The organism is Zavarzinia sp., assembly GCF_049306435.1.
Lineage (GTDB): Bacteria > Pseudomonadota > Alphaproteobacteria > Zavarziniales > Zavarziniaceae > Zavarzinia.
Genome location: NZ_JBAQRT010000338.1, coordinates 1 through 11553, shown reverse-complemented (window position 1 = coordinate 11553; position 11553 = coordinate 1). Strand labels below are relative to the sequence as shown.

Sequence of the window (11553 nt, the reverse complement as noted above, 5' to 3'; positions counted from 1 at the left end):
GCCCTCGCGCCGATAGGCCGCCCGATGCTCATCCGTCCACGCCACAAATCACCTCCGTCAAGCCGACGGATTCGGTGAATCACACAACCCTGCCGGGCGCAATAGGCTTTTGGGTCAGGCTCTAAACAAATATCGTATATTTGTATATTTCCCCTAAACCATCCGAATAAACCCCATATTCCACTCTTCCATTTTTATCAAAAATTGACGAAACCGATCTAATTTTTCTCTCTTCATCAAAATCATAGCGCTGACAATATGAAATCTCAACATACGGGTCGATTTTATGAGAGTTTATATAATTTCTTATACTATATTTCGATATCAGGTTTATTGAGATCAATTCATCTCCGCTAAAATCGGCTTCTATTATTTTTTCTTTATCAAAATTCTTTACACTGACAAATTCGATATCCAAATCGATTTTTCGCTCCGAACAAGAGGCGATCATCACTGATAAAGAAAGGATGGCCATTTTCTTCCACATCACCTTAAATCCTATAACAAAAAAATTAAAGGGCCACTATACTCTCCCCCCCTCACCCGACCTCGATCTGTTCCGGATGCGTGATCGTCATCGCGGGGCCGTTGCGGGCTTCGAGCCAGCCGCGCAGGCGTAAAGACTTGCCGGCGTAGGTCGCCGGGTCGATGCCGGCGGCGGTGAAGAGGGGGAGGTCGGGGGCGGCGATGCTGGCGGTGAAGTCGGTGGCGTGGTCGCGGCCGAAGTTGAGGAACCAGCGGCCACCGCCCGCCGCCGAGCGCAGCACGCGGCCTTCGACCAGGAGATAGCCCGGCACCCCGCCCACGGCGGCGACGAGGTCGGCCTCGTCCGCCTGGCGGATGCGGTAGGTGGCATCGGCCCAGAGGACGCGGGCGGCGGCGCGGGCGGTGGCCTCCAAGGCCAGCATCTCGGCGGCGAGGGCGCGGTTGTCCTTGAAGGTATAGACCCGGGCCAAGCCGGCATCCAGCATGGCGCCCTGGAGCCACAGTCCCTCCTCCGTCACGAGGTGCGCGAGGATGCGGCCGTGGCGATCCTGACGGGCGCCACCGGCGAAGAGCCGGACCCGGCGGCCGAGGCAGAGGCTGGCGAGATGGTCCCTGGCCTCCGGCGCGAGGGGCCAGGTCGGATAGCCCGCCCGGCCGAGCGGCAGTTTCGGTGCCTGGGTACCGACGAAACGAACCTGTTTGCCCCCGGCGAGGCGAACCGTGTCGCCATCGACGACCTCGATCACCTTGCCCTCGCCCGATGGCTCGATGCCCGGTGGCAGGGCCGGCCCCTCGCCGGCCGCGACCCGCCGTCCGGGCAGCAGCATCGCGGCGCCGAGTCCGAGAAGGAAACGCCGGTCGATGCCGGCCCCGATCGTGGTTTCCGCCATCTGTGCCGTCACTGCCCCCCGCCGCCGGTCTGCCATGCCGAGAGACTAGAGCATGTTTGCCCCGGCCCGCCTAGAATGCCGCCGCATTCGAGTCGCAAAGGTTGCGGGCGGACGAGGCGGCGGCCCCCTCACCCCAACCCTCTCCCCCAAGAGGGCGAGGGAGGATAGGCGCCGCACCACCGCCGGAAGACGGGAGACCCAGGCATCATGACGGCACAGGCGCGAAGCGGCGGGCAGATCCTCGTCGATCAGCTGGCGATCAACGGCGTGCGCCGGATCTTCCTGGTCCCCGGCGAAAGTTACCTCGCCGCCCTCGATGCCCTGCACGACCGCGCGGACGAAATCGAAAGCGTCGTCTGCCGGCAGGAAGGCGGGGCCGCCTTCATGGCCGAGGCCCATGCCAAGCTGACCGGCGAGACCGGCATCTGTTTCGTCACCCGTGGCCCCGGCGCCTGCAACGCGGCGATCGGCGTCCATACGGCGATGCAGGATTCGACGCCGATGATCCTGCTGATCGGTCAGGTCGACCGGGGCGCCCGCCACCGCGAGGCGTTTCAGGAAATCGATGTCGACCGCCTGTTCGGCTGGACGACGAAATGGGCGGTCGAGGTGAACGATGCCCGCCGCCTGCCGGAGTTGATCGCCCGCGCCTTCCAGGTCGCGACCAGCGGCCGGCCCGGCCCCGTCGCCATTTCCCTGCCCGAGGACATGCTGACGGATATGGTCGAGGTCGCGGACGCGCCGCCCGCCTTCGCCCTGTCGCCGGTGCCCGCCCCCGCCGATATCGCCCGCATGGCCGGGATGATCGCGGGCGCGAGCCGGCCGCTGATGATCGTCGGCGGCGGCGACTGGACGGCGGCGGGGGCCGACGCCATCCGTGCCTTCGCCAGCCGCTTCAACCTGCCCACCGCCTGCAGCTTCCGCCGACAGGATGTCGTCGACAACAGCCTGCCCATTTATGTCGGCGAACTCGGCACCTCGGTCGATCAGCGCCTGATCGCCCGCATCCGCGAGGCCGATCTGGTGATCGCGGTCGGCACCCGTCTGTCGGAAATCACCACGCAGGGCTATACGCTGCTGGATGTGCCGGTGCCGGCGGCGCCGCTGATCCAAGTCCACCCCGATCTTGGTGAGTTGGGCCGGATCTATCGCCCGGCGCTGGCGATCAACGCGGGCTGCGACGCCTTCGCCGAGGCCGCCGCCGCCCTGCCCGCGCCGACCATAACCTGGGCCGGCTGGACCGCCAGCGTCCGCGCCGATTTCGAGGCCAGCCAGGCGCCGGGCTCCAGCCCCGGCCCGCTCGACATGAACGCGGTGATGGCGGTGCTGAAGGCACGCTTGCCGGAAGACACCGTCATGGTCAATGACGCCGGCAATTTCACCGGCTGGCTGCAGCGTTACTGGACCTATCGCCATTTCAAGAGCCAGCTCGGCCCCTGCAACGGCGCCATGGGTTACGGCGTGCCGGCCGCCATCGGCGCCGCCATCGAATGCGCGGGGCAGCGCCTGGTCGTCGCCTTCGTCGGCGACGGCGGCTTCATGATGACCGGGCAGGAGCTGGCGACGGCGATCCGCCACGGCGCCGCGCCGCTGATCATCGTGGTCGACAATGGCGCCTTCGGCACGATCCGGATGCATCAGGAACGCCATTACCCGGGCCGGGTGGTGGCGACCGACCTCGCCAACCCCGATTTCGCCGCCCTCGCGCAGGCTTACGGCGCCTTCGGCGTGACGGTGAGCGAGACCAAGGGCTTCGCCCCCGCCCTCGAGGAGGCGCTGGCGGCGACGGAGAAGGGACTGCCCGCCCTGCTCTGCCTCAAGCTCGGGATCGAGGTCATTTCCACCCGCACCACCCTCAGCCGGATGCGCGGGCACTGACGGCGATTTTTCGATAATCGCAGAAGGTCCATTCCGGAACACCCGGGGAGACAGGCCGCGGTGGCGCACCCATCTTTTTCTCATGATGCGTCCGACCGCCAATGATCTCACCCTCGGCCAGCGGCTCTACGAGCGGCTGGACATCTTCGCCCGCCACTCGGAAGACGAGGGCAAGCTGACAAGGGTCTTCCTCTCGCCGCAGCACCGCGCCGCCGCCGACGAATTGCTGGGCTGGATGCGCGAGGCCGGCATGGCGGCCCATGTCGACGCCGTCGGCAATGTCGTCGGGCGTTACGAGGGGTTGGTTCCCGGCGCGCCCTGCCTGATGATGGGCAGCCATATCGACACGGTGCGCGACGCCGGCAAATACGACGGCAACATGGGCGTGCTCGCCGCCCTCGCCTGCGTCGAGGAATTCAACCGGGCGGGCGAGCGTTTCCCCTTCGCGATCGAGGTCGTGGCCTTCGGCGACGAGGAAGGGGTGCGCTTCCCGGTAACCCTGTCCGGTTCCCGCGCCATCGCCGGCACCTTCGACCAGACCACGCTGTCCCTCCGCGACAAGGAAGGCGTTTCGCTGCGCAAGGCGCTGACCGGCTTTGGCTGCGACCCGGGCAAGATCGCCGAGATCGCCCGGCGCAAGGAGCAGATCCTCGCCTTCGTCGAATTGCATATCGAACAGGGCCCGGTGCTGGAAGACGCCGGCCTGCCGGTCGGCGCCGTCACCGCGATCAATGGCGCCAGCCGCCTGTCGGTCGAGGTGCGGGGCACCGCCAATCACGCCGGCACGGTGCCCATGCACCTGCGCCGCGACGCCCTCGCCGCCGCCGCCGAAATGATGCTGGCGGTCGAGCGCCGGGGCGGGGCCGAGCCGGAACTGGTCGCGACCGTCGGCCGGGTCGACGTGATGCCGGGGGCGGTCAATGTCATTCCTGGCCTGGTGCGCTTCACCATGGACGTGCGTTCCCCCTCCGACAGCGCGCGCCGCCGGGCGGTGGCCGATATCGACCGGACCATCGGCCAGATCGCCGAAGCCCGCGGCGTCGACATCGCCATCACCCTGACCCATGAGGCCGCCGCCTGCCGCTGCGCGCCCGAATTGATCGAGGCCATCGGCCAGTCCATCGCCCGCGCGGGCCTGCCGGTGCGCGAGCTGCCCTCCGGCGCCGGCCACGACGCCATGGCCTTTTCCCGCCTGTGCCCGGTCGGCATGATCTTCGTCCGCTGCGAGAAGGGCATCAGCCACAATCCGGCCGAGGCGATCACGGTCGAGGATGCCGATATCTCGATGCGCGTCCTGATGGACTTCATCCGCCATTTCGACGCCGCGCCTCTGAAACGTCTCGACGAGGACCGCCCGGTCGCCTGAATGCGGTGAACTCGCCATGGCGGCGAGGAATGCCTATAGTGGCGTCCCCTCCCCTTCCCCCTCTCGCGCCTCGGACGCCCCTCGCTTGAGCATCAGGACTTTCGATTTCGCCGATCTCGCCGGACGGGACCAGTACAAGCTCCTGACCGGTCTCGTGGTGCCCCGGCCGATCGCCTGGGTGACCAGCCTCGATGCGGACAACGTGCTGAACGCGGCACCCTTCAGCTTCTTCAACGTGCTCTCGTCCGAGCCGCCGATCATCGGCCTCGGGCTGGAGCCGCGCCCCGATGGCAGCCTGAAGGACACGGCGGCCAATATCCGTGAGCGCGGGGAATTCACCGTCAACATCGTCTCCAACGCCCTCGTCGAGGCGATGACGGTCTGCGCCATCACCTTTCCCCATGGCGTCGAGGAACTGACCGAGGCGGGCCTCACGCCGGCGCCGGGCTTCAAGGTCGCGACACCCCGCATCGCCGAAGCGCGCGCCGCCCTCGAATGCAGGGTGTTCCAGCTCATCGCCCTGCCGACCGGGCGCACCATCGTCCTTGGCGAAGTGATCGCGGCCCATGTCGCGGATGCCATCATCAACGACCGGCTGCATGTCGATGCCCATGGGCTCGACGCCGTGGGCCGCATGGGCGGCGCGACCTATGCGACGACGCGGGGGCTGTTCGATCTCGACCGGATCGAGCCGGATGCCTGGCACGCCAATCACGACCCGGGCGCCCGGCGCCCGCATAAGCCCTACGAGCCGCCCAAGGGCCGGTGATCAGCCGGCCAGCAGGGCCGTCAGGCGCAGCAGCGCGATCTTCTTCACCTGGTCGAGGGCGGTCTGGAATTCGACCTCGGGCGGGTTTTGCACCCTTGTCTCGAAGGCGGCGAGGATCGCGGCCTTGTCGAGGCCCTTCACCGCGATGATGAAGGGATGGCCGAAGCGGGCCTTGTAGCCATCATTCAGCGCGGTGAAGCGTTCGAGTTCCGCCGGGGTCAGCCGGTCGAGCCCGGCGCCGGCCTGTTCGGCGGTCGATTCGGCGGTCAGCTGTCTCGCGAGGGCGAGTTTCCCCGCGAGGTCCGGGTGGGCGTTCAGCAGGGCGAGCTTCGCCTCGGCCGGCGCCGGATCGAGCACGGCGCAGAGCACGAGGTGCAGCCCCTCGGCCGCATCCGACGCAGGGCCGAGGCCGGCATCGAAGGCCGCCTCGGCGATCCAGGGCGAGTGTTCGAACACGCCGCCGAAGGTGGCGACAAAAGTATCGCGGTCCATCGCGCTCGGCTTCATGTCAGGCCCCCGGGGCGGGATGGTTCTGGTGCCAGTGGCGGGCGATCTCGTCGCGCCGGGCGAACCAGACCCCCTCGTGGGATTTCGCGTAGGCGATGAAATCCTTCACTGCGGCGAAACGGCCCGGCCGGCCGGCCAGGCGGCAATGCAGCCCGACAGAGAGAATGCGCGGCGTCTCCGCCCCTTCGGCATAGAGCGTGTCGAAACTGTCCTTCAGATAGGCGAAGAACTGGCGGCCGTCGCCAAACCCTTGCGCGTTGATGAAGCGCATGTCGTTGGCATCGAGCGTATAGGGCACGATCAGCAGGGGCTTGCCGGCGACATCCTGCCAATAGGGCAAGTCGTCATCATAGGCATCGGCATCGTAGAGGAAGCCGCCATGTTCGGCGACCAGGCGGCGGGTATGGGGGCCGGTGCGCCCGGTGTACCAGCCGACCGGAGGGGTGCCGGCGACATGGCTCAGGATCTCCACCGCCTCGGCGACATGGGCGCGCTCCGCCGCCTCGCCGACATATTGGTAGTTGATCCAGCGCAGGCCATGGCAGGCGATCTCGTGGCCGCCGTCGACCATGGCGCGGATGAGGTCCGGGTGCTTTTCGGCGGCCCTGGCGACGGCGAAGACGGTGACCGGCACCTTTTGCTCGCGGAACAGTTTGAGCAGCCGCCACGAGCCGACCCGGGCGCCATAATCGAAGATCGATTCGACCGAGAGATGGCGCACCCCCGGCAAGGGCTGGGCGTTCACCACTTCCGACAGGAAGGCTTCGGAAGCGGGATCGCCATTCTCGATCGAATTCTCGCCGCCTTCTTCATAATTCAGCACGATCTGGATGGCGATGCGGGCGCCGCCCGGCCAATTGGCCTTTGGGGGCGTGTTGCCGTAACCGATCAAATCGCGTGGGGGTTGCCAGGTCATCTCATGCCTCACCGGATTCACATCCGCATTGCAAGGCATAGTACAGGCGACGGGCATCGATCATTCGCGATTTTTGGAAAATCTTTGAGCAAATCGGCCCTTCCCCTGCCCCCTGCCGGCGGGCCACGATAGATAAGGGATTCGTATGGATTTGGAGGCGCTTCGTATGTCCGGTGGCTGGTTGACCACGCATATTCTCGACGCGGCCCATGGCACTCCGGCCGCCGGCGTCCGGGTCGACCTTTACCGCCTGCCCGCCGCCGGGGAGCCGGAACACCTCACCACCATCGAAACCAACGCGGATGGGCGCAGCGATGTCCCCCTGCTGAAGGGCGGCGATTTCACCGCCGGTATCTATCAGCTCGATTTCCACATCGGTCCCTATTTCGAAGCCAGGGGCCTTGCCCTGGCCGAGCCTGTGTTCCTTGGTGTCGTGCCGATCCGCTTTGGTGTCGCCGATGCCGGGCAGCATTATCATGTCCCGCTGCTGGCCGCGCCCTTCAGCTATTCAACCTATCGGGGGAGCTGAAATGACCGCGCGCGACTGTTTGCGTTTCATGCTGGGCACCGAGGAGAAGTGCCTGTCCGGGGTCGAACCCACGACCACCGTGCTCGACTATCTCCGCCTTGAGGAACGGCGCACCGGCACCAAGGAAGGCTGCGCCGAAGGCGACTGCGGCGCCTGTTCCGTCGCCGTGGCCCGGCCCCTGTCCGACGGCACCCTGACGTGGCAGGCGGTCAATGCCTGTATCCAGCCCCTCGGCACGCTCGACGGCGCGCAGCTGGTCACGGTCGAGGATCTGGCGGCGCCCGATGGCGCGCTGCATCCGGTGCAGCAGGCTATGGTTGATGCCCATGGCTCGCAATGCGGCTTCTGCACACCGGGCTTCGTCATGTCGCTCTTCGCCATGGCCAAGCAGGGCGTGGCCGACATGACGGACGACCAGTCGATCGACGAGGCGCTGGCCGGCAACCTCTGCCGTTGCACCGGCTATGCCCCGATCGTCCGCGCCGCCAAGGCGATCGCCGATACGCCCTTCACCGACCAGTTCGACGCGGCCCTGGCCGAGACTCATGCGACCCTGTCGGCGATGGCCGATGGCGCCGACATCGCCCTGACCGGGCCGAGCGGGCGGCGTTTCTTCGCCCCCGCTTCCGCCGATGCCCTGGCCGCCCTGCTGCTGGAGCATCCCAAGGCGACCATCATCGCCGGGGCGACCGACGTCGGCCTCTGGATCACCAAGCATCTGAAGCAGCCCGATCCGCTGATCTGGCTCGGCCGGGCGCGCGATCTCGCCACCATCGTCGAGACCGAGCGGGATATCACCATCGGCGCCGGCGTCACCTATGCCGAGGCGCTGGACCGCCTGTCGTGGATCTGGCCCGACATGGGCGCCGTCATCCGGCGCATCGGCTCGGCCCAGATCCGTAACGCCGGCACCATCGGCGGCAATGTCGCCAATGGCTCGCCCATCGGCGACATGCCGCCTATGCTGATCGCCCTCGGCGCCAAGATCCGCCTGCGCAAAGGCGATGCCCGGCGCGAGCTGATGCTGGAAGATTTCTTCATCGCCTATGGCAAGCAGAACCGCACCGCGGGCGAATTCGTCGAGGCGATCATCGTGCCCCGCCCGGTGCCGGAACAGATCTTCAAGGCCTACAAGGTCTCGAAGCGTTTCGATCAGGATATTTCCGCGATCATGGGCGCCTTCAGCCTGCATATCCAGGACGGCAGGGTGCTGTCGACCCGTGTCGCCTATGGTGGCATGGCGGCGACACCGAAGCGCGCCCGCACGGCGGAAGCCCTGCTGACCGGTCAGTTGCTGGAGCCGAAGTCGATCCGCAATGCCATGACCGGCGTCTCCATCGACTTCCAGCCCCTCACCGACATGCGCGCCTCCTCGGATTACCGCATGACCGTCGCCCGCAACATGCTGCTGCGCCTCGCCCAGGAAATCGCGGACGACACGGTGGCGACCCGCCTGTGGGACAAGAGGGGGATCAATCTTGACGACCGCTGAGCCGCTCGCGGTCCACCGCGACGCCCCCCATGACAGCGCCGCCCGCCATGTCGCCGGCAGCGCGCCCTATATCGACGATCTGCCCGAACTCCCCGGCACGCTGCACCTCGCCCTTGGCCTTGCCGAGCGCGCCCATGCCCGGGTGCTGGATCTCGACCTCTCGGCCGTGCGGGCCGTGCCCGGGGTCGTGCTGGTGCTGACCGGGGCCGATCTGTCCGGCCTCGACATCAGCCCCGTGCATGCCCATGACGAGCCGATCCTGGCCGATGGCCTCGTGGAATTCCACGGCCACCCGCTCTTCGTCGTCGCGGCCGAGACGCGGGATGCCGCCCGCCGCGCCGCCCGCCTCGCCAGGGTAACCTACGAGGACCTGCCGGCGGCGACCGACATCGCATCGGCGCGGGCCGGGGCCAAACTGGTGACGTCGCCGATGACCCTGACCCGGGGCGACGCCGCCGCCGCCATCGCCGATGCCGCCCATGTGATCGAGGGCCGCGTCACCGTCGGCGGGCAGGAGCATTTCTATCTGGAGAGCCAGATCGCCCTGGCGATCCCGGGCGAGGGCGACGAGATCCGCGTCCATTCCTCGACCCAGCACCCGAGCGAGGTGCAGCACATGGTCGCCCATGCCCTGGATGTGCCGCTTCACTGCGTCACCATCGAGATGCGGCGCATGGGCGGCGGTTTCGGCGGCAAGGAGACCAGCGGCAATATCTTCGCCTGTCTCGCCGCCATCGTGGCGAAGCGTTGCCGGCGCCCGGCCAAATTCCGCCCCGACCGCGACGACGACATGATCGTGACCGGCAAGCGCCATGATTTCGAGGTCGACTATCGCGTCGGCTTCGGCGACGACGGCGTGATCATAGGGATCGACGGCACTTTCGCCGCCCGCTGCGGCTATTCCGCCGATCTGTCCGGGCCGATCACGGATCGCGCCCTGTTCCATGCCGACAATGCCTATTACTACCCGGCCGCCCGCCTCGCCTCCCTGCCGCTGAAGACCAACACGGTCTCCAACGTCGCCTTCCGGGGCTTCGGCGGGCCGCAGGGCGTCGTCCTCGCCGAGCGGGTGATGGACGAAATCGCCTACCGCCTCGGCCTCGATCCTCTGGAGGTGCGCAAGCGCAACCTCTATGGCACCGATACGCGGAACGTCACGCCCTATCACCAGACGGTCGAGGATAATATCGCGCCCCGCATCATCGCGGAACTGGAGGCATCCTCGGATTACGCGGCGCGGAAGGCGCGGATCCGCGCCTTCAACGCGAAAAGCCCGGTGATCAAGCGCGGCATCGCCCTGACCCCGGTGAAATTCGGCATTTCCTTCACCGCGACCTGGTACAATCAGGCCGGCGCCCTCGTCCATGTCTATACCGACGGCAGCGTGATGCTGAACCACGGCGGCACCGAAATGGGCCAGGGCCTGCATGTGAAGATCGCCCAGGTCGTCGCCAGCGAATTCGGCCTCGACGTCGGCGCGGTGCGGATCACGGCGACCGATACCGCCAAGGTGCCCAACACCTCGGCGACGGCGGCGTCCTCGGGCTCCGACCTCAACGGCATGGCGGCGCAGTCCGCCGCGCGGCAGATCCGCCAGCGCCTGGCCGCCTTCGCCGCCGAGCGCTGGCAGGTGGCCGAGGACGCGGTGCGTTTCGCCGCCGGCCAGGTCGAGATCGGCGGCGAGAGCATTCCCTTCGCCGAACTCTGCCGCCTCGCCTATGGCGCGCGGGTGCAGCTCTCGGCCAGCGGCTTCTACAAGACGCCGAAAATCCATTGGGACCGCGCCAGCGGCAAGGGCCGGCCGTTCTACTACTACGCCTATGGCGCCGCCTGTTCCGAAGTCGCCATCGACACGCTGACCGGCGAATACCGGGTGCTGCGGGTCGATATCCTGCATGATGTCGGCACATCGCTGAATCCGGCCATCGACATCGGCCAGATCGAGGGCGGCTTCGTCCAGGGCATGGGCTGGCTGACCACCGAGGAATTGTGGTGGGACGGCAAGGGTCGCCTGCGCACCCATGCCCCCTCGACCTACAAGATCCCGGCCTGCGGCGACCGGCCCATGGTGTTCAACGTCGCCCTGCTGGACGACAATGTGAATATGGAAGAGACCATCTTCCGCTCCAAGGCCGTGGGCGAGCCGCCCTTCATGCTGGGCTTCTCGGTCTTCCACGCGATCTCGGACGCCATCGCTTCGCTGGCCGATTACCGCATGTGCCCCCATCTCGACGCCCCCGCGACGCCGGAGCGGGTACTGGCCACCATCGACGCGGTGAGGGCAAGGGCGAAATGAGCCCCGACGACGGCCTCGGCCCCACCGCCGCCGCGCTGGTGGCGGCGGGCCGGCCGGCCGTTCTCGTCACCGTGCGGGAAGCGAGCGGCTCGACGCCAAGGGATGCCGGCGCCTGCATGATCGTCGCCGGCAGCGAAGTTTTCGGCACCATCGGCGGAGGCCGTCTGGAATGGGCCGCCATCGAGAAGGCGCAGGGCCTGCTCGCAACGGGCGAGCACAACGCGGTCATGAGCCTGCCCCTTGGCCCCGCCCTCGACCAATGTTGCGGCGGCCATGTCATCCTCGCCCTCGCCCGGCTCGACGATGCCCTGGCCGCGTCGCTTGCGCGGGAGGAGGAAGCGGCGCGGGCCGGCTGGCCCGTGGTGCTGCTGTTCGGCGCGGGGCATGTCGGCATCGCGCTGGCCGAGGCGCTGCGCCCCCTGCC

The 11553-nt window shown here is 67.2% G+C and carries 11 protein-coding genes; 7 read left to right on the top strand and 4 right to left on the bottom strand.

Annotation, left to right across the window (positions count from 1 at the left end; all coding sequences use genetic code 11):
• Positions 1 to 121: 121 nt before the first annotated feature.
• Complete coding sequence (locus WAZ62_RS19760; RefSeq protein WP_422645250.1) at positions 122 to 475, bottom strand: hypothetical protein; 354 nt, start codon at positions 473 to 475, stop codon at positions 122 to 124.
• Between the two features lie 64 nt (positions 476 to 539).
• On the bottom strand, positions 540 to 1376 hold the full coding sequence (locus tag WAZ62_RS19755; protein WP_422645249.1) for a thermonuclease family protein: 837 nt from the start codon (positions 1374 to 1376) through the stop codon (positions 540 to 542).
• A 207-nt stretch (positions 1377 to 1583) separates the two neighbouring features.
• Between WAZ62_RS19755 and WAZ62_RS19750 the strand changes: the two genes are divergently transcribed.
• The 3 genes from WAZ62_RS19750 to WAZ62_RS19740 all read left to right on the top strand — a co-directional run bounded on the left by WAZ62_RS19750 (position 1584) and on the right by WAZ62_RS19740 (position 5389).
• Positions 1584 to 3254, top strand: coding sequence for a thiamine pyrophosphate-binding protein (locus WAZ62_RS19750; protein WP_422645248.1), 1671 nt, complete (start codon positions 1584 to 1586; stop codon positions 3252 to 3254).
• 82 nt (positions 3255 to 3336) lie between these two features.
• Positions 3337 to 4620 (top strand): allantoate amidohydrolase, encoded by a 1284-nt coding sequence (locus WAZ62_RS19745; RefSeq protein ID WP_422645247.1) that lies wholly within the window; start codon positions 3337 to 3339, stop codon positions 4618 to 4620.
• An 85-nt stretch (positions 4621 to 4705) separates the two neighbouring features.
• Positions 4706 to 5389 (top strand): flavin reductase family protein, encoded by a 684-nt coding sequence (locus WAZ62_RS19740; protein WP_422645246.1) that lies wholly within the window; start codon positions 4706 to 4708, stop codon positions 5387 to 5389.
• Here WAZ62_RS19740 and uraD read toward each other — a convergent pair whose 3' ends face one another.
• Both uraD and puuE read right to left on the bottom strand, forming a co-directional pair.
• Positions 5390 to 5896: a 2-oxo-4-hydroxy-4-carboxy-5-ureidoimidazoline decarboxylase gene (gene uraD, locus WAZ62_RS19735; protein WP_422645245.1), complete on the bottom strand. Its 507-nt coding sequence runs from the start codon at positions 5894 to 5896 to the stop codon at positions 5390 to 5392. It abuts the gene before it with no gap.
• A 1-nt stretch (position 5897) separates the two neighbouring features.
• Positions 5898 to 6812: an allantoinase PuuE gene (gene puuE, locus WAZ62_RS19730; protein WP_422645244.1), complete on the bottom strand. Its 915-nt coding sequence runs from the start codon at positions 6810 to 6812 to the stop codon at positions 5898 to 5900.
• A gap of 166 nt (positions 6813 to 6978) precedes the next feature.
• Here puuE and uraH point away from each other — a divergent pair, with 166 nt between their 5' ends.
• The 4 genes from uraH to WAZ62_RS19710 form a co-directional block, all read left to right on the top strand.
• Entirely contained in the window at positions 6979 to 7341 is a 363-nt protein-coding gene (uraH, locus tag WAZ62_RS19725) for a hydroxyisourate hydrolase (protein WP_422645243.1), read from the top strand.
• 1 nt (position 7342) lies between these two features.
• Positions 7343 to 8833, top strand: a complete 1491-nt coding sequence (gene xdhA / locus WAZ62_RS19720; protein WP_422645242.1) for a xanthine dehydrogenase small subunit — start codon at positions 7343 to 7345, stop codon at positions 8831 to 8833.
• Complete coding sequence (xdhB, locus tag WAZ62_RS19715) at positions 8820 to 11129, top strand: xanthine dehydrogenase molybdopterin binding subunit (RefSeq protein ID WP_422645241.1); 2310 nt, start codon at positions 8820 to 8822, stop codon at positions 11127 to 11129. The genes xdhA and xdhB overlap by 14 nt, the downstream gene beginning before the upstream one ends.
• Positions 11126 to 11553 (top strand): XdhC family protein (locus WAZ62_RS19710; RefSeq protein WP_422645240.1); only part of this gene is annotated, 428 nt, incomplete at its 3' end. The genes xdhB and WAZ62_RS19710, both read left to right, overlap by 4 nt.

Coding starts and splice junctions, on each gene's coding strand:
- WAZ62_RS19760 (WP_422645250.1), bottom strand. CDS start 475: ATGGCCATCCTTTCTTTATCAGTGATGATCGCCTCTTGTTCGGAGCGA.
- WAZ62_RS19755 (WP_422645249.1), bottom strand. CDS start 1,376: ATGGCGGAAACCACGATCGGGGCCGGCATCGACCGGCGTTTCCTTCTC.
- WAZ62_RS19750 (WP_422645248.1), top strand. CDS start 1,584: ATGACGGCACAGGCGCGAAGCGGCGGGCAGATCCTCGTCGATCAGCTG.
- WAZ62_RS19745 (WP_422645247.1), top strand. CDS start 3,337: ATGATGCGTCCGACCGCCAATGATCTCACCCTCGGCCAGCGGCTCTAC.
- uraD (WP_422645245.1), bottom strand. CDS start 5,896: ATGAAGCCGAGCGCGATGGACCGCGATACTTTTGTCGCCACCTTCGGC.
- puuE (WP_422645244.1), bottom strand. CDS start 6,812: ATGACCTGGCAACCCCCACGCGATTTGATCGGTTACGGCAACACGCCC.
- uraH (WP_422645243.1), top strand. CDS start 6,979: ATGTCCGGTGGCTGGTTGACCACGCATATTCTCGACGCGGCCCATGGC.
- xdhA (WP_422645242.1), top strand. CDS start 7,343: ATGACCGCGCGCGACTGTTTGCGTTTCATGCTGGGCACCGAGGAGAAG.